At 33.0% G+C, this 18,524-nt stretch carries 17 protein-coding genes; all 17 read left to right on the top strand.

The window, feature by feature from the left end; all coding sequences use genetic code 11:
- The first annotated feature begins 21 nt into the window (after positions 1–21).
- The 17 genes from Ana3638_RS23060 (at position 22) to Ana3638_RS22985 (ending at position 18,509) form a co-directional block, all read left to right on the top strand.
- The gene (locus tag Ana3638_RS23060) at positions 22–243 is read left to right on the top strand and encodes a hypothetical protein (RefSeq protein ID WP_161840124.1); all 222 of its coding nucleotides are present in this window, start codon (positions 22–24) and stop codon (positions 241–243) included.
- Between the two features lie 301 nt (positions 244–544).
- Positions 545–1,063, top strand: a complete 519-nt coding sequence (locus Ana3638_RS23055) for a matrixin family metalloprotease (RefSeq protein WP_161840123.1) — start codon at positions 545–547, stop codon at positions 1,061–1,063.
- Positions 1,064–1,091: 28 nt separating this feature from the next.
- A complete protein-coding gene (locus tag Ana3638_RS23050; protein WP_161840122.1) occupies positions 1,092–1,631 on the top strand; it encodes a hypothetical protein in 540 nt (179 codons plus the stop codon).
- Positions 1,632–1,802: 171 nt separating this feature from the next.
- Positions 1,803–2,231: a DUF4362 domain-containing protein gene (locus Ana3638_RS23045; protein WP_161840121.1), complete on the top strand. Its 429-nt coding sequence runs from the start codon at positions 1,803–1,805 to the stop codon at positions 2,229–2,231.
- Between the two features lie 650 nt (positions 2,232–2,881).
- Positions 2,882–4,759, top strand: coding sequence for a CocE/NonD family hydrolase (locus tag Ana3638_RS23040; protein WP_161840120.1), 1,878 nt, complete (start codon positions 2,882–2,884; stop codon positions 4,757–4,759).
- A gap of 73 nt (positions 4,760–4,832) precedes the next feature.
- Positions 4,833–5,084, top strand: a complete 252-nt coding sequence (locus Ana3638_RS23035) for a type II toxin-antitoxin system Phd/YefM family antitoxin (RefSeq protein WP_161840119.1) — start codon at positions 4,833–4,835, stop codon at positions 5,082–5,084.
- Positions 5,085–5,381, top strand: a complete 297-nt coding sequence (locus tag Ana3638_RS23030) for a Txe/YoeB family addiction module toxin (RefSeq protein ID WP_161840118.1) — start codon at positions 5,085–5,087, stop codon at positions 5,379–5,381.
- Positions 5,382–6,198: 817 nt separating this feature from the next.
- Positions 6,199–6,900, top strand: coding sequence for a response regulator transcription factor (locus Ana3638_RS23025; RefSeq protein ID WP_161840117.1), 702 nt, complete (start codon positions 6,199–6,201; stop codon positions 6,898–6,900).
- Positions 6,890–7,984: a HAMP domain-containing sensor histidine kinase gene (locus Ana3638_RS23020; protein WP_161840116.1), complete on the top strand. Its 1,095-nt coding sequence runs from the start codon at positions 6,890–6,892 to the stop codon at positions 7,982–7,984. The genes Ana3638_RS23025 and Ana3638_RS23020 overlap by 11 nt, the downstream gene beginning before the upstream one ends.
- A gap of 644 nt (positions 7,985–8,628) precedes the next feature.
- Positions 8,629–9,435 carry an AAA domain-containing protein gene (locus Ana3638_RS25540; RefSeq protein ID WP_246240548.1) on the top strand — a complete coding sequence of 269 codons (807 nt, stop codon included), beginning with the start codon at positions 8,629–8,631 and terminating at the stop codon, positions 9,433–9,435.
- Positions 9,426–11,372 (top strand): AAA domain-containing protein, encoded by a 1,947-nt coding sequence (locus Ana3638_RS23015; RefSeq protein WP_246240545.1) that lies wholly within the window; start codon positions 9,426–9,428, stop codon positions 11,370–11,372. The genes Ana3638_RS25540 and Ana3638_RS23015 overlap by 10 nt, the downstream gene beginning before the upstream one ends.
- Complete coding sequence (locus Ana3638_RS23010) at positions 11,365–12,192, top strand: HNH endonuclease (RefSeq protein WP_246240543.1); 828 nt, start codon at positions 11,365–11,367, stop codon at positions 12,190–12,192. Before Ana3638_RS23015 ends, Ana3638_RS23010 begins: the two co-directional genes overlap by 8 nt.
- 134 nt (positions 12,193–12,326) lie before the next feature.
- Positions 12,327–13,316 (top strand): HNH endonuclease, encoded by a 990-nt coding sequence (locus Ana3638_RS23005; RefSeq protein WP_161840115.1) that lies wholly within the window; start codon positions 12,327–12,329, stop codon positions 13,314–13,316.
- A 78-nt stretch (positions 13,317–13,394) separates the two neighbouring features.
- Positions 13,395–14,144 (top strand): HNH endonuclease signature motif containing protein, encoded by a 750-nt coding sequence (locus Ana3638_RS23000; RefSeq protein WP_246240540.1) that lies wholly within the window; start codon positions 13,395–13,397, stop codon positions 14,142–14,144.
- Between the two features lie 385 nt (positions 14,145–14,529).
- Positions 14,530–14,706, top strand: a complete 177-nt coding sequence (locus tag Ana3638_RS27200; protein WP_161840114.1) for a helix-turn-helix domain-containing protein — start codon at positions 14,530–14,532, stop codon at positions 14,704–14,706.
- 110 nt (positions 14,707–14,816) lie between these two features.
- Entirely contained in the window at positions 14,817–17,900 is a 3,084-nt protein-coding gene (locus Ana3638_RS22990; protein ID WP_161840113.1) for a DUF499 domain-containing protein, read from the top strand.
- Positions 17,901–17,942: 42 nt separating this feature from the next.
- Positions 17,943–18,509 (top strand): DUF3780 domain-containing protein, encoded by a 567-nt coding sequence (locus Ana3638_RS22985; protein ID WP_161840112.1) that lies wholly within the window; start codon positions 17,943–17,945, stop codon positions 18,507–18,509.
- Positions 18,510–18,524: the final 15 nt, after the last annotated feature.

Here is an 18,524-nt window from a genome sequence, read left to right as displayed (position 1 = left end):
AGAATAAACGGAGGGTAATGAATGAAAAAGACATTAGAGAAACAAAAATTGCCTCATAGCTGGCCTAAAATAATACTGGCGGTAGTTGGTTTAATTCTATTGATCAGTACTTTCACTTTCCTTATTGCAGGTATGCTTCCGGTTAAGGAATATAAAATCGGTGAAAGGCGTTCCTGTTATGTTACCATGGAAGATGGCACCAGATTTATTTATAATATTGTAGAATATGCAAAAAACATGTAGAATACGCAGATAATATTGTGAGATTTTGGAATTTATTATAAAATATTACTGTAAATAAATACCGTTTTCTGTTAACTGAAAGGGGATGATTCCATTGGAAAATATAATATTAAGGCTATAGTCTATATGCTAATGAGATGTGATGTAAAAATTTCAGATAAGTTAAAGAATATATTGTCTCAAAAAAGCTGTAGAAGAATAATAAACAAAAAATCGACTGGAATAGTTCTTATTTTAGATAAAAGATTAGGTTATGGTATTTCGTAAATACCTATTAAATTCTAAGAAAAGGAGATTAATTATGAAATCGAAATTTATACGTAAAATTATTATTTTAATTGGTGTTTTTACATTGGCTTTTAGCAGCACAGTTTTAGCGGCTGAGTATAAATTATTACCCCTAGCATCACTTTATAAATGGAGTACACCACAAGATATAAAATGGATTTATATTCAAGATGGTGTTTATGATTATCATTCTTCTATAGTAAGCGGATTAAATGGATGGGAAGAAAAAACTAGTAAATTGAATTATAGTGAAGGGGATGATAGTTCATGGGATATGAGATTTTGGAGTGATGACATGGGAAGTACAGGTTGGCATGGATGGTGTAATCCCGTTCTTAAATTGGTTAATTTAAATGATTATTATTACTCTTCATTTATAAATGATAAAGCGGAACTTGTTGCTCATGAAGTAGGTCATGCTAATGGATTAGATGATGTAGATTCAACAAAAGTTTTAATGAGAAGTAGTGGATATAATCATTCAAAATATCCAACAAGTGACGATATTGAAGGAATAAATCAATTATACTAAAAGATTAAATATATTAAAGGAGGCAACTATGAAAGGAAAAATATTATTTACATTGTCTTTAGGAATATTATGTGGTTTAATATATGTAACTAAAATAACGCCTGACGGTAATAACAAAGATATGCATTTGAAGGTTGATTATACAGCTACTTCGTTAGAAGACTTGACAAATAATTCATCTATTGTTGTTGAAGCAACTGTAAATAATGAGCAAGAAGAAATTGATTACTCTGGAATAACTTTCACTTTATCAGAAATAAAAATTAACAATATAATAAAAGGTGATAATTTACTTAAAAATGATACTGTATTATTACTGCAGACCAATTCATATGAAGATCCAGTTGTTGAAAAAGGATCAAAAAAAATTCTATTTTTAAACAAATATGAAGGACCTATTGTTGAAAATGCTTATGTTTGTACGGGACTTTATCAAGGTAATTTTACGGTAAATGAAGATAATACTATTTCTACTAGTACAAAATATAGCAATAATATTACAAATGTATTTGTAAATAAATCAAAGGATGAACTTGAAAAATCAATAAAAAAAATAAATAAGAATTAATAAGTGTTTTTGGGTGATACAATTTACATAGTATTACATATATTATTCTATCTGTAAATTAATTTCATTTGTCTTATATTTATAATCAAACCGCCTTAATTAGGTTTTAGGGGTATACACTTGGGTTAATTCGTATTTACTTAAGAATTTTTATAAACAGTGAGGTCTAAAATGAAAAAAATTTTTGGTTCTTGTATTGGGTTATTAATAGTTATAATCATATTTGTTGTGTTAAAACTTACAAACTCTTATACAATTGAAAAAGCCACTGATAATGGTGATTTTATTAATTACCCTGAACAAACAAATATTGAAAGCTTCAATGAATTTATTACTAATGTTAATAATCACGTTAATTCCAAAATACGGATTACGGAATATTCAAAAGAAGGGGTACCTAAAGTAAATGATTTAACTTACGATAATAATGTTATTGTACTGCATTCATTCTATCCTAATAGTTTATTTAATAAAAAGAAAATAACAGGAGAATATACGGAGATATATTTTGAAAGTACTGGTGATGATAAAGATATGTATTTAATTAATTCAAAACTAGGTACTAAGACTTATATTTGCCAAATCAGGAATTTTAAATGAATGATAGGATAATTAAATATAATAACATAGTAAAAGAAATCTGCGATAATATAAATGTAGCTCAGATAAATGAATTGTTACACATAAAGGTTACAATGATTGTATAAGAGGATAACGACGGAAACTATATAATTCCGTTTTTATCCTCTTATCATTATGTTATGTAGTTTTGATAGGCAGATGTTATAACTGAATGTTGGATAAGATTGAAGTTGAAGAATGGGTAGAGCGAGACAAAAAGAAATGGGCTTAATTATGTGAATCATGAATTCAAAATATAAACAGGATGGAGTCTTAAATAAATTTAGAAATTATTGGACTAATTATTTAATGGATTTAATCGAAATAAACAAAATTGTCATTACTATTGAATTTTAAAATTATTTAACAGATAAGATTATTATTTTACTTAATCATCACTGCAAAATACATGATGTAAATCCTGTTTTTTGGTATGCATTAGCTAACACACAATGGGAGTATGACAGATTTTTTACCTTATGTGAAAGAAAAAGCACATTTTTTATTAGTGGAAGTGATATATCGTAAGAATTCCGTTAAATTTCCGTAAGCAGTTTTTTAATTATCGACGTCTTTTTTCATATATAGTAAAACCGTGATCACGATTTAAAATAAACGGAGGGAAATGAATGAAAAAGACGTTAGAGAAAGAAAAATTGTTTCATAGCTGGCCCAAAATAATACCGGCGGTAGTTGGTTTAATTCTATTGATCAGTACTTTCACTTTCCTTATTGCAGGTATGCTTCCGGTTAAGGAATATAAAATTGGTGAAAGGCGTTCCTGTTATGTTACCATGGAAGACGGCACCAGGTTAGCGGTCAGGTATACACTTCCCGCTGGCCTGAAAAACGGAGAAAAAGTTGCAGCTATTATGGAAACTACCAGATATGGCACTCAGTACAAAGAAAGCTTTGTCTTGAGGGCATTACTAAACCTTGGCATAGCCCATGACGTACCTACGGCAATGGAACAGGAACTGATCAAGTCAAAGTATGCCTATATTGCGGTAGATGCCAGGGGTTCGGGGGCATCCTTTGGAACCAGGGAAATGGAGTGGTCCAAAGAAGAAATGAATGATATCGGCCAAATGATTGTTTGGATCGCAAAACAGCCCTGGTCTAACGGCAAGGTAGGAACTTACGGTATATCCTATAGCGGTAATACTGCCGAAATAGCAGCGGCCTCTGATCAACCTGCTTTATTTGCCGCGGCGCCCTTGTATCCTGATTTTGATGTTATGCGGCAAATGGTAAAACCCGGAGGTATTCTAAATGATGTATTGGTTAAATCCTGGGGTGATTCCGTAGCTGATATGGATGCGAATAAAGGCAATTTATTTACAGCAGGTACAGCAGGCGTTGATAGCGATAAGGATGAAAGATTATTAAAGGAAGCAATTGCGGAACATCATACCATTGATATTTACAAAGCAATGAAAAATATCACCTATATGGATGACATTTTGGCTGGAAATTATACAGCCGGTTCCCTTTCTCCCTTTCATTACAAGGAGAATATTGAAAAATCAGGAATTCCCATCTACTCAAGAGTAGGCTGGCAGGATGCGGGAACGGTAAATGGTGCCCTTGCAAGATTTCTGACTTATTCCAATCCACAGACACTGGTTATCGGTCCATGGAGTCATGCAGGCTGGCATTATTACGACCCTTTTATCAGCAAATCCTATTCGAAAAAAGAACTGGATTTTAAACAGGCAGATGAAGTGCTCTCTTTTTATAACAGCTGCCTTCAGGGAGAGAATCCTAACAAAGACGGATATAAGAAAGCGATTCATTACTATACTTTAGGGGAAGGAACATGGAAAACCTCAAATACCTGGCCCATTCCCGGTTTTGACCAAAAGAAATGGTATTTTGACTCCAACGGAAGACTCAGCATAGAGAAACCGGAAGAAACTACGGGAAAGGATACCTACAAAGTGGATTTTACCACATCTACCGGAAAATCCAACCGGTGGTTTACTAATTGCGGAGGCGGCCCCATCTTTTATCCGGATAGGGCAAAAGAGGATAAAAAACTGTTGACCTATACCAGTGAACCATTAGATAATGACATAGAAATAACCGGTGTTCCCGTTGTTACACTTAATATTTCTTCCACCTCCACCGACGGAGCTTTTTATGTTTACCTGGAAGATGTGGCACCGGACGGAAAAGTTACTTACATAACGGAAGGCGAATTAAGGGCATTAAATAGAAAAGTAGCAGAGACAAAGGATATTGGATATCAGGCAGTCGGTGTGGAACATTCTTATCTGAAAAAAGACGGCGAACAATTAACACCGGGAGAAAATACTGAATTAAAAATAGGTATGTACTGCACCTCCGTATATCTGCAAAAAGGACACCGAATAAGAATTGCCATAGCGGGCCACGATGCCGCCAGCTTTGAGCGGATTCCTGGGAATGGAGACCCAACCATCCAAGTTCAGAGAAACCGGATAGAATCCTCCTACGTTGAACTTCCAATGAGGATAAGAAAGTAATTAATAAAAAATAACAAATCACTTGACGTACGCTTTAACGTACACTATAATAAGGATGAAAGGAGATGATGTCATGACAGCGATTAGTGTAACAAAAGCAAGAGAGAATATCTATCAGATACTTTCTGATGTTAATACCAACAGCCAGCCGATTACTATTACAAATAACAGGGGTAAGAATGGTGTGCTGATATCCGAGGATGATTGGAATGCTATTCAGGAAACATTATATCTCAATTCTATTCCAGGAGTAGCAGAATCTATTGTTGCAGGCGGAAATACTCCCCTTGAAGATTGCTTATCAGAAGATGAGGTGGAGTGGTAAATGTATCGAATCATTTATGATAAGCAGGCTGTAAAAGATATTAAAAATCTTAAGTCTGTAGGATTGGATAGAAAAGCAAAAGAACTCATTGAATTAGTAAGAGAGAATCCCTTTAAGAATCCACCGCCATATGAGGGATTAGTCGGAAATTTAAGAGGTTTCTTTTCCAGAAGAATCAATATACAGCATAGACTGGTATATCAGGTATATGCAGAGTCAGTTGTGATTCATGATGTGGAGTATGAAGGAACAGTAAAGATAATTCGCATGTGGACTCATTATGATGGAATGAGATGATACAGTTAAGCCTCATTGGATAGAGTGAAATCTGTCTGGTGGGGCTCTATTGGATTTATTATTGTGTTTGCAGGTTTTTTGATAAGCTTTCTTATCCTTTATATACTTTCTAAAATTTACGTTGTTGGTACTATTCTAGTTATAATAATTGCACCTATCATAATTATTTATGAAATTGCTATGCTAATTTTCTTTTCTATTGATGACAGGCGACTATGGAAACAAATTCAAGAGATTAGAGCAGATAGAGTGGCTTGTACATATAAAGGGGTTACTCTAAACAAACAAATACTGAAAGCTTCAATAAATTTATTACTAATGCTAATAATCACGTTATTGAATATGATTGGTTTGAAAAACTGCCCCAGACCAGGCAAAAACGAAAAGAGAAGTCATGGATAAAGATTTTTGATATCTCACCGCCGATTGATACAAAATGGCACAGGAAAGGTATGTTTATACAGGCTGTTTTCTGGGAACTGCGTCTGGAGTATGTAGTTGCGGTAAGGCATTTTAAAGGAACGAGGAAAGGGATAACAGAAAAAATACCTGATCAACCATCTTAGAGGATTTAGATAATGCAAATCCTGTATGGAAAAGGAAATTACTTCTTCCAATGAAGATAAGAAAATAATAAATAATAGGTTACCGGAATGACCAGGGGCTGTTGCAAAATAAAAAAATATCGGGTTTGGGACTGGACTATAAACTAAATTTCCGCCAGACAGGATAATTTTAAATTTTGCAACAGTCCCTTGTCTTTTTATGGTAAAATATAGTATTAGAAAGTGAAAATATTATTTTAAGGGGATTTCTTATGGAACAGTATCATATCTTAGTGATCGATGATGAAGTTGAAATAGTTGAATTAATCGAAATATACCTGTTAAATGAAGGCTATCAGGTATTGAAAGCATTTAACGGCAGTGATGGGATTCAGATTCTGGAAGCGAATACCGTACATTTAGTCATCCTGGATATTATGATGCCGGGAATAGACGGACTGGCGACCTGCAGAAAGATCAGACAGTTTAACAATATTCCCATTATTATGCTCAGTGCAAAAACGCAGGATATGGACAAAATATTAGGACTTGGTACCGGTGCCGATGACTATATGATAAAACCCTTTAATCCCATGGAATTAATCGCCCGGGTGAAATCCCAATTAAGACGTCATTTATATTTTGATAAACAAAATCTAATAAAAACCGAAGACAGTATCCTGAATATAAAAGGGTTAGTCATCAATAAAAAAAATCATCAGGTACTTCTCTATGGGAAAGAGATCAATCTCACCCCCACTGAGTTTGATATCCTTGTTTTACTGGCCGGTAATGCCGGTACTGTTTTTAACACGGAAGAAATATTTGAAAGGGTATGGAAAGAAAAATATTTTGAATCTAATAATACGGTAATGGTCCACATTTGGAGATTAAGGGAAAAAATTGAAGAAAATCCGAAAGAACCGAAAATTATAGAAACCGTATGGGGAGTGGGATATAAAATTGAAAATTAAACTGAAATCGATCCGTGTTAAATTAATAGGAACCTTTTTCGCCTGTGCTTTGATTACTGTCTCCGTCATGTTTTTTATTTTTATGTTATTAATGAAAGCATCCGAAAACATACCATTTGCTGTATTTTTTCTGAACCATATTATCTTCTTTACCGTACTTTTATTTCTTTTCCTTGTATTTTTACTGATCTGCTGCTTTTATCTATTTACTAACAGAAGAATGCGGTACTTTGAGGACATACATAATACACTGGAGGATATCGCCGGGGGTGATCTTGACTTTAAAATACCTGTAAGGGGAACGGACGAACTCTCGGAATTAGCAATGACGGTAAATCATATGACTTATCAGTTAAAGTTATTGCAGGAGGAAGAAAAACGTTGGGAAAAAACTAAAAACGATATGGTTACCAATGTATCCCATGATCTAAGAACACCCCTCACGTCAATCTTAGGGTATATGGAATTAATCTCAAAAGGCAATTATACCGATGAAAAAGCGCTGAAACATTATGCTGATGTTGCATATAACAAAGGTATTAACCTGAAGACGTTGGTGGATGACCTTTTTGAATATTCAAAATTAAACAGTACGGAGCTTAAGCTGAATAGAATAAATATCAATCTTACCGAACTGTTGGAACAGATCGTACTTGGATTTTTGCCTGTTTTTAAAGACAACAATATGGAATATGACATCTCTTATGCCCATGATAAAATCATGGTAGACGGGGATCCGCTGCTGCTTGCAAGAATGTTTGATAATCTTATTAACAATGCTGTTAATTATGGAAAAGAAGGTAAATATCTAAGAGTGGAGATACGAAAGGAAACTCATAATGCTATCATCCGAATCATAAATAACGGTCATACGATTCCGGCAGAGGATTTACCCTATCTATTTGAACGGTTTTATAAAGCCGACAAATCCAGGAGCATAGATAAAAACGGTTCAGGAATTGGACTGGCTATTGTAAAAAGCATCGTGGATATGCATCATGGTACGGTAAAGGCTGAATCGGAAGATGATAGAACTACATTTGAAGTGAGGTTACCATTTAAATGTGAGAGTGAAACAAATTGATGGGTAAGATATTGGATAACAATGGAGGGTGAACAGATGTAAGATTTTGATATAAGCTTAATGGTAATATCTGATATGATCAACCCAGGATGGCAGTTATAATTATTGTATTTTACGTCTGATAATCGGGGGGAATATCAGAGACATGAGTATAGACGGGAAGGCATGGTAAATATATTGGAATATATGCGTACATTTCCCGCAGGACCAGAGTATTACTGGATACCATATGAAACGGGCAATATAGTAGTTAAAAGGCACTATGAATGTTACAGATTTCAGGATAGTTGTGATTCATATAATAATGAGCCGATAACAGCGTAGGTGTTATAATGAAAAGTAAGTATTTAGGAAGATATCTCTGATTATTAAATTAGGGAAATTTTTATGATTAATTAAATGAAATCCGTTTACTTAATATGGTGAGAGTTAAATTTCAACTACTAAAATTAATTGGATTTATAAAATTAATAATCTTTGGTTGAATTATCATGTAATAAGTTTTAAAATAACTTTAAAGTATAAATGTCAAATAATGTTAGAAAAGTTTGAATTATAACTTAATATGGAGGGGAATGAAAAAAATCAATTAAATGCGAGCTACTACTGGCACATAATTATATTTTTCATAAGTTATAAAGAGTATGGATATAAAAAAAGTAATGATTCTTGTTAAGGGGGAAGATAAAACCCAAGAAATAAGTAATATTGACTGTGACCTCAAAAATAAAAAAGTAGAAATTACATATAAAGGTGGAATCACTACTTACGCATATAATCAGAGTAAAGTAGTTATTTTAGAGAATCCTAAAGTTATTGAAATAAACGGACATGCCGCCTATGTAGATGATATGCCTGTTTATGAGCCACAGTTTATTCTCGATTTTGGAAAATGGATTCGAATCGTTCAAAAAAGTGGAAAGATACTTGCAATTAGAGATAAATCGTTTTCTTTGGTAAAAAATGGGGTTGCCAATCAAGATTCAATACAAATACTGGACTATCTAAAGGATATATCCCAATATACTGCTGATAACCTGGAGGAAGAAGCTTTTTTGAAACAAGAAATGGAACAGCTTACTTTTATACATCCGGAAAGTGTTCTGAGCTGTTACTTGAACGGACACCCTGTTGAACTACGAAATACTGACACAGATACTATCATCTTTCCTTTCCGATTTAACCTGAGTCAGAAAACTGCACTTGAAAATTCTCTTACAAGCTCTATTTCAGTTATTGAAGGGCCACCTGGCACTGGAAAAACCCAAACAATCCTCAATATTATCGCAAACCTCGTAGCAATTCATGGGAAAAGTGTAGCAGTTGTGTCAAATAATAATGAAGCTGTTAAAAACGTCATTGAAAAGATGACAAAACAGGGTTACGGCTTCCTAACTGCTTTTCTGGGAAAAGGAAGTAATCAAGATACTTTTTTGGTAATATGCCAATAGTTCAGGTAGACGGATGGAACTGCGAAGAAGTAAAAGAAGAGTTGATTCAAGTGATTGAAGTATTGAACTTGAAGCTGAATCAGTTATTGAGGATTGACAGAAAAAGGGCACAGATTTGGCAGAATTTGCGAGCTTGGCAATTGGAACAGGAACATTTTGAAGAATATTATGCCCGACAGGAAATTGAGGAAATTGATAGGCTTCCGCTATTCAAGGCAACCCCAGACCGAATTGTTTCTTTCCTGGTGGAAACCTCTTTGGCTGAAGAAAGAAATAAATCCAAAAAGTTTCTTTTTAAGTTGAGGCTGCTCTTTAAATATGGAGTTTTGGATTACAAAAAACTGAAGCAACAAGAATTATCCATTTTATTATCGCTTCAAAAGGAGTTTTATAAGCAACAGACTCGGAAACTGGAAATTGAAATAGCTGCTTTAGATAATAAACTAGCCAGTGAATCCTTTGATGATCTACTTGAGAAACACCAGAAGTATTCTGAAAGGTTATTTCGTAAGTGTTTGTATCAAAGTCATAACAGATTGTCAGAGTCTGATTTTAATAAAAAAAATTTCAAAGTGAGATTTCAGGAATTTATCAAGAGATTTCCAATTATCCTTAGCACGACCCATGCATTGCGTCGTTCTGTTCCACAGAATTACTTACTGGATTATGTAATTATTGATGAGGCTTCACAAGTGGACTTAATTACTGGCTCATTGGCTTTTTCTTGTTGTCGGAATGTAATTATTGTAGGTGATATTAAGCAACTTCCTCAGATTACTGACGAAAAAATAAAACCGATGTTAAAAACAGCGCCATCTCAGCAGATATATAACTATTTTCAGTATAATATTTTATCTTCAATTATAGGGCTTTATGGAAACAGATTGCCTCGTGAGATCCTGCGGGAGCATTACCGTTGTCATCCCCAGATTATTGAGTTTTGCAACCAGAAATATTATGATGGAAAATTGATTCCATACACTAATTCGAAACTATCAGATTGTCCTCTGGTGCTTTATAAAACTGCTGAGGGTAATCACATGCGACGGATTACAAGAGGAGAAAAGAAAGGAAATTATAATCAGCGGGAGCTTGATGTAACAGTTGAGGAGGTTTTGAAAGAGCATATTGCTACTGAGAATTATAAAAATATCGGTTTTGTTACACCATATCGTAAACAGGCTAATAGGGCTGAGCAATTATTGCCTGGTAGCATTGAGAGCGATACAGTACATAAATATCAAGGTAGGGAAAAGGATGTTATGATAATGTCCACTGTATTGGACACTACAAGGGAAGGTCAGAAAGGATTGAGTTTTGTAGATGATCCCCATATGGTCAATGTGGCGGTTTCCCGTGCTATTAGACAGTTTGTACTGGTAACGGATCATAACCTCTTTTTTAAAAAGGGAAAAGACATTGGAGACTTAATACGCTATATTCAATACAGTACTTTAGATGAAAATATAATCGAAAGTAAAGTTATATCTGTTTTCGATTTGCTTTACCGGCAGTATTCCAGTAAACTGATTTCATTGAAAGCCAAAATGAACTATAATGCTCGATATCAGTCGGAAGAGGCACTTCGTGTTCTATTAGAGGATATTCTCTCAGAGCCAAGATATAATCGTTACAGCTATGTACAAGGTATGCTATTACGTAACTTATTGAATACTGTGGATTTACTTTCATCTGAAGAACTGCTCTTTGTAAATAACAGAGCATCGCTGGATTTTGTTGTATTTTATAAGCAGGATAAGGTCTGTGCACTTGTGATCGAAGTTGATGGATTTGCCTATCATGAAAATAATCCAGGACAGTTACAGCGTGATGCATTAAAGGATGCAATTCTAGCTAAATACGAAGTACCAATTCTGAGGCTTGCTACCAATGGAAGTAGGGAGAGGGAGAGAATACAGAGTTTTTTGTATGAATAATATGGTATATATATTTAAAAAGGAGGCCGTTATTATATCTGATGAACGAAATGGAATAAAATGGACCAGAGAAGAAACAATTTTGGCTTTTGATTTGTACTGTAAAACTCCTTTTGGCAAGATTTCAAGAAATAATAAAGATATTATTGAACTGGCAAATTTATTAGGAAGGACACCTAGCTCAGTAGGATTGAAGATGCATAATTTAGCACATTTTGATCCAGAACTAAGAAAGCGGAATGTCACTGCCATGGCGCATGGAAGCAAATTAGATGAGGAGATTTGGCAGGAATTTTCACAAAATTGGTTGGAACTTACATATCAAGCTCAGCTTATACTGGCTAAAAGAAAGAATATTGAAGTACAAAAGGGTCTTAATATTAATGATTACGAAATAATCCCAGAGGGCGAATATAAGGAACAATTAATTAAAATACGGATTGGACAATATTTTTTTAGAACGTCAGTATTAAATTCATATAATAATCGATGTTGCGTAACAGGTCTATCTAAACCCGAATTATTAATTGCAAGTCATATTAAACCTTGGAAAGACAGTGATTCTAAAACCGAGAAAACAAATCCAAGTAATGGTTTATGCTTAAATGCTTTCCATGATAAAGCTTTTGATAAGGGCTTCATAACTATAAATAAAGATTATTGTATAATTATCTCTAATTACATTAATAAGACTGGAATGGATGAGCAGACAAGAAATTGGCTAATATCATATAATCATAAACAAATATACTTACCTGATAAATTCTTACCTGGAAAAGAGTTTATTCAGTATCATAATGATATGATTTTTAAAGGGTAATAAGCATTAGTAAATATAATTATTAACCAAACGGTTAAGCTAATGAGCAAACTATATATAAAGATTATCAAAGTAATATTTATTTGCTGTTCGTAGAACTCCAGAAAATATTTATATTTATAGGTGATTAAATTATGGCTGGATATGATCTTAATGAAGGATATTTTATAAAGAAACAGTTAACTGAAGATGATTTTTGGTCTGGTTTTAGTTCCATGTTTTCAAATAAGGCAGTACATGATACAAGTTATAAATTTGGTTTCTTTAAATCAATTTTGGACAGCCTCTATAACACTGATGACAACCTTATATTAACTTTTGATCAATTGTTTTATAAATTTACCGAGATTTATTGGAATTTGGTTTTAAAATATAATTTACGTCAGAAAGCAAAGACAAAAAATGATAGAGAAACTGCTTTAGAGAGAATATTAAAAGACGCTTTAGAAAAAGAGGAAATTATAAGAGATGTTAGTTTTGAAGTACTTTCGGATGAGGTTAAACTTCGAATATGTCATAAGGTGAAGATGAAATGTAAGGAGAATGTTGTTGGTGCATTATTTAGAGATTCCGGAGACGTTTTATATTCCTTTTCAAAAAAGGCAGAATATATCCAGTTAAACCCCATAGCTTATGCCTTTATGACTAAGCACAAAAAAATATTAGAGAAAATGAATTACTTCGAGTGGGCGAAATTTCTGGAAAAGGTAAATGAAGACATGGTGATAAGAAATTTATTGAATAACCTTGATACAATTACACTAAGAAACGATCTATCATATTACCGGAAAATTCTTTTTGATGAGTTTGAGGAACGAAAATGTTTCTATTGTGGAAAAGAACTGAAAGAAGGCAAGATACATGTGGATCATTTCATTCCTTGGTCATTTATCAAAGATGATAATATCTGGAATCTGGTTTTAGCTTGCCCGGAATGTAATTTAAAAAAATCAGATAAGTTAACCCCGGATAATTATGTGGAAAACCTCATTATCCGGAATGAACAATTACAGGAAGAGATACAGGCTCCCTTAAGAGGATTTGCATCATATAAAAAGCAAAAATTGCGTTACATATACTATTGGGCTAAGTGTAATGGGTATGACGAGATCTGGATTCCCTGAAAAAGCAGGTTTTATAAATTCAAACTTTAAAATCTTAAATTAGTGAATTGATAAGAATGAAAGGAAGGAATTTGAATAGTGATAACAACTGAAGATTATGTATATAAAAAAGAGGCAGACTGGTCACTGTTTAATTGGGGGCTAACGCTTCCTGTTGATAACCAGGTTATCTTTGGTATGAAAATGAACCGTTTCCTTCAAAGGGGAGAAAGTAAGGATATTTATTTATACCTAAATGCTAAATCCTATAAAGCAAGAATCATTAATGTAAACTTTGACAAGAAATTTAAACGAAAAAAAGATACATTACAGATTAGGTATAATAAAGAGTTTGCAGATGTAATGAAGATATATTTTTCAAAGAGTTATCAGTATATAGTTAACCAAAGAGACATTAGGAAAGAAAATGGCGATAATAGTATGATAAAACTACCCGAGGAATATAAGGAATATTTGGCTATTTATACTACAGAATATGATGATACCTATATTTTAGAGCCAATTGTTGCAGAGGATATTTATGAATACAAAACTTTGATTCACGGGCAGCAGGAGCGTGTAATGGAAAATAGTTTTAACTACGAAATAGATGATTCGGAAGCATCAATTATTGAAACTGAACGAACTGTTAAAATTAGAAAGCTGAATAAGAAGATTGGAGATAATCTGAAATTATTATATGGCTATCGATGCCAGATATGTGGAATGTTGATTGGAGAAGGCTATGGCGCACATATTTGTGAAACTCATCATATTGAATATTTTGTGAAAAGTTTAAATAATGATGCATCTAATCAGATGATTGTATGTCCTATCATCATAGCATAATACATGATGTAAATCCTGTTTTTGACAGGAAACGATTGCTTTACATATATAAGAATGGATTGGAAGAAAAGTTATTAATTAATTTACATTTATAAGATCTACTTCTCGTCCTACAGCTTTTTGGTGATTCACACAGATCGCGTAGCAGTACCGTCCACTTTTACAGGTATATAAAAAGAAAAATAATCTGTTCCTTTTTGTATGAAGTTAAATCTATGTCATTATAATTCATACGCATGAATCTTTTGCATTATAAGATGTTCTAAATTGTAAAGAATGAATTTGTAAATAATGAGTGAAAGTGGTAAAATTAAAATGTTATACATGAAATCAGTTAGCTAAAGAATACAAGAAAAACAGATATAACAATAACACTTTACAATTTGTGGAAGACAATGGAATAAGTAATAAGAGTGAACTGTGTGAATGTATAAACATAAGTAGTAGAATGGTAACAAAGATTTTTAAAGGTAAATCTGTTATATTTGCTGTTATAGAACGAATTAGTAAGGAATTAGATTGTGAAATAAGTGATGCAGTAAAAATAAAATTTAATACATAGTGTAAGTACTATATTTGTAAATTCTATTTGTTATAGTATGATAGAAATAGAAAATGACAAAGGAAAGTGAATGCTTATAATTACATAAACGTTATGTGGAGGTACAGATAGTGAAAACATTAAAAGAATTATGTATTCCTCGTGAAAATGTGTTTGAAGGGATGAACAGGGAAGATGTATTAGATCTTGACAATTTAAAAAATGGTAGTATTGATGCAAAAGAGTTTTTCGAAGAAACATACGTAACAGAAGGTATGGAAAGTATGTATGATTCTGCATTTAGAAGATTCGCTGGAAAAGGTGCAAACGGGATTATTCGATTGACTCAGAATATGGGTGGTGGTAAATCTCATGCTATGATTTCACTTGGATTGTTAGCTCAGAATCCATCACTTAGGAAAAAAATTCTTGGAAGTAAAATAGAAAATGTACAAGATGAAATTAGAGTAGTTGCATATACAGGAAGAAACAATGATATACCATATGGTATTTGGGGAGAAATTGCAACTCAATTAGGAAAAAGAGAACAGTTTAATAATTATTATTCTCCGTTAGAAGCGCCAGGTCAGTCAGCTTGGGTTGAGTTATTGAAAGGTTCTCCTTTACTAATTCTATTAGATGAGCTTCCAACATACATGGAATATGCCCAAACAAAACAGATAGGTGATGGTACTCTTGCCACTATGACGGTAACAGCATTATCAAATCTTTTCAATGCTGTAGGAAAAGCTGAGTTAGCTAATGTTTGCATTATTATTGCAGATTTAAAAGTAACATATGAGGTTGGTAGCCAGTTAATTCAAAGATCATTTAAAAATCTGGATTCTGAGATCTCACGTTCTGCTAAAAATATCGAACCTGTACGTGCTACGTCAGATGATTTATATATGATTTTGAGAAAGCGATTATTTAAAAAACTTCCAGATGAGGCAGAAGTAAAAGTAATAGCAACAGCATATAAGGATACTGTGAATAAACAGCGACAGGTTGGATCAACAAATGCTAATGCTGACACTACTTATTCAGGCATAATGGATACTTATCCATTTCATTTGTCAATAAAGGATTTATTTGCAAGATTCAAGGAAAACAGTAATTTCCAGCAAACAAGAGGATTTATTAGATTATCTCGTCAGATGGTAAAAAATTTATTTGAAGGTTCTGACCCAAAGGCAGCTCATCAATATTTAATTAATCCATATGATTTTGATTTAAATGATACAGATATGTCTTCTATGATTCGTGACATTAAACCGAAGCTTACCGTGGCTGTAGCACACGATATTATAAGCGCTGGAAGAGGAGTTGCGGAAGAGATGTCCCGTGAAATGAAAAATGATACAATTATTGATATAAGCAAATTATTACTTTTTTCTTCACTTGGAGATGTGACAGGTGTTTTACAGGGACTATCTGAACCTGAAATTATTGGTATAGTTGCTGCTCCTGAAAAGGACTTAACAGATATAAAGATGTTAATTACGGAATATAAGACAAAAGCTTGGTATTTATATGTAGATAAGGAAGGAAGATATTTCTACAAAGACATTAAAAATATTAATGCAGAAATGAGAAATACAGTTGATTCATACACGCTTGACATTGCAAAACAAGAAATAAAAAAATTGTTAGAAGACAAATTAAAACCAACGGTAAGGGATTGTTACCAAAATGTATTGGTATTTCCTGCAATCGATGAGATTAACTTATCAAATGATAAAATTACTCTTGTTGTATTTGAACCAAACGTTTCTGGTGGAGGGTTACATCCAGATTTAAATACATTTTACAGCGGAACTAATCTGAAAAATAGGGTAATGTTTCTTTCTGGAAATCATGACACCATGAATGTATTATATGAATCTGCCAAAGAGCATAAAGCTATTAATACTATTATTCATAGATTAAAGTATGAAGAGCATGTAGCTGAGACAGATAGTCAGTATATTTTAGCATCTGATATTCAGATAAAAACAAATTTAAAATTATCATCTGCAATTAAAGAAACTTTTGTAACATTATATTATCCAACTCGTAAGGGAATTAGAAGCCAAGAAATTACAATGAATTTTACAGAAAATAGTTTTAATGCGGAAAAACAAATTCGAGATCTTTTGATATCAGTAGAAAAGTTTTTGATGGATACATCTACAGATGAATTTAGACAAAAGATAGAAGCAAGAATATTTACAGCTCGTCAAATGTTATGGCGTGATGTTTTACAGAGGGCAGCGGAAACAGAATCATGGCAGTGGTATAAACCATCATCACTTTCGGATGAAAAAAATAAGTATATAAGTATGGGAAGATGGACAGAAGAAAATGGTATAGTTGATAAGGAACCACCTCTTCCAGAAACAACCGTAAGCGTTAGGGAACTTTATAGAGAATCAGAAACAGGAGATGTTACATTAAAAATTATTCCGAAGAATGGGGATATAGTTTATTACGAAATAAATCAACCAGCAACAACTGCGTCTTCGAAAGTTAATAAGTTAGATGAATTCAAAACAGATGAATTAAAACTATCATTTTTATGTGTAGATTCAACTGAGAAACATCCTTTAGGATTATCTATAGAATGGACTAAATCTGTACATTTACAATATCGTTTTTATGATGATAACGGAAATAAAATGTGTGAATTAAAAGCGGATAGCAAAAAAGTAAAAATATTATATACTACAAATGGTTCAAATCCTAAAAATGAGGGTGCAAATTACGTTCTTCCATTTATAATTCCACGAGGAGCGAGATTATTACAAGTAGTTGCAGATAGTTCCACAATTGGTATTTGTTCAGAAATTTTATCCACTGAAATTCCTGATCAGTTGGATGATAAACAGGAATTAATTATTAATAAATTAACAGAAGTGACCTTAATTAGGAAGATTAGTGCAACTAATGCCGTTGAAACATACGCATTATTAGATTTGTATAGAAATCATAATGCATTGTTTAGTGAGGTAAAATTGGGAATACAAGAACGTGGCAATGATAATAATTTTGTTGAATTACTTTGTGGAGGAAAGGATGTCACATGTTCATCTGAAAGTATATTAGCAGTTATTAGAGATTTTAAAGTGAAACTTATGAATGATGTAGATATTGATATTCAGATAGAAACAAAAAATCAATCTTCAAAACTGGACAAGATTTTGAAGATTGGGTGGCTGAACGTAAGGAAGAATTAAATGATTATTTTGGAAAAGTTCAGCAGTAAAAGGAGTATTTTTATGGCAAAAATAAAATCACTTGGATTTGGATATATTCCAGATGAAACCAAACAACACTTTTTAGTTGTCATTCCAGCAAAACAGAATGCAGATGTTATGGTATATGAAAGATTTGTTTGGGATGATACAGAAGAACAAGTGAGTGAACTCTCTGAGAATAATTGTAGATTAAAGGTAATAATTAGCTACAATAAATGGAAGCTTGTTCAAACAGCTTTGGAGCGAGAATTTAATAAAACATTAAAATATAATAGTAAAATTGTGGGGAAATTTACCAAAGGCCAGATACCAGTAGAAAGGCTTTTAGGGAAAGAAATGATGCTTCTTCTATGGGGAATTGAAAAATGTGACCCTTCTGTAATAGAAACAGCTACAAGAAATTGGCTTGGATTAAGTAGGGAAGAGCGTTGGTGGATGTTTACAATGACTAATGCTAATACTGGCGGTGCGTTTGATGGAGATATTGGTTGGAGGGTAGCTGTAAGATACGCTTTAGCTGAAAATCCAATTAAGGAAAATAATGTCCAGGGTAATCTCGCAGAAGTTCTTTATAGTATGACACAATAGTTAAGGAGAAAATTA

The organism is Anaerocolumna sedimenticola, from assembly GCF_009931695.1.
Taxonomy (GTDB): Bacteria; Bacillota; Clostridia; order Lachnospirales; family Lachnospiraceae; genus Anaerocolumna; species Anaerocolumna sedimenticola.
The sequence above is the reverse complement of the archived record's forward strand: the minus strand, read 5'-3'. Positions and strand labels throughout refer to the sequence as shown.

Excerpts from the sequence above, each read along its gene's own strand:
- Ana3638_RS23045 (WP_161840121.1), top strand. The coding sequence starts at position 1,803 with ATGAAAAAAATTTTTGGTTCTTGTATTGGGTTATTAATAGTTATAATC.
- Ana3638_RS23050 (WP_161840122.1), top strand. The coding sequence starts at position 1,092 with ATGAAAGGAAAAATATTATTTACATTGTCTTTAGGAATATTATGTGGT.
- Ana3638_RS23055 (WP_161840123.1), top strand. The coding sequence starts at position 545 with ATGAAATCGAAATTTATACGTAAAATTATTATTTTAATTGGTGTTTTT.
- Ana3638_RS23030 (WP_161840118.1), top strand. The coding sequence starts at position 5,085 with ATGTATCGAATCATTTATGATAAGCAGGCTGTAAAAGATATTAAAAAT.
- Ana3638_RS25540 (WP_246240548.1), top strand. The coding sequence starts at position 8,629 with ATGGATATAAAAAAAGTAATGATTCTTGTTAAGGGGGAAGATAAAACC.
- Ana3638_RS23025 (WP_161840117.1), top strand. The coding sequence starts at position 6,199 with ATGGAACAGTATCATATCTTAGTGATCGATGATGAAGTTGAAATAGTT.
- Ana3638_RS23060 (WP_161840124.1), top strand. The coding sequence starts at position 22 with ATGAAAAAGACATTAGAGAAACAAAAATTGCCTCATAGCTGGCCTAAA.
- Ana3638_RS23040 (WP_161840120.1), top strand. The coding sequence starts at position 2,882 with ATGAAAAAGACGTTAGAGAAAGAAAAATTGTTTCATAGCTGGCCCAAA.
- Ana3638_RS22985 (WP_161840112.1), top strand. The coding sequence starts at position 17,943 with ATGGCAAAAATAAAATCACTTGGATTTGGATATATTCCAGATGAAACC.
- Ana3638_RS23010 (WP_246240543.1), top strand. The coding sequence starts at position 11,365 with ATGAATAATATGGTATATATATTTAAAAAGGAGGCCGTTATTATATCT.
- Ana3638_RS23005 (WP_161840115.1), top strand. The coding sequence starts at position 12,327 with ATGGCTGGATATGATCTTAATGAAGGATATTTTATAAAGAAACAGTTA.
- Ana3638_RS23035 (WP_161840119.1), top strand. The coding sequence starts at position 4,833 with ATGACAGCGATTAGTGTAACAAAAGCAAGAGAGAATATCTATCAGATA.
- Ana3638_RS23015 (WP_246240545.1), top strand. The coding sequence starts at position 9,426 with ATGCCAATAGTTCAGGTAGACGGATGGAACTGCGAAGAAGTAAAAGAA.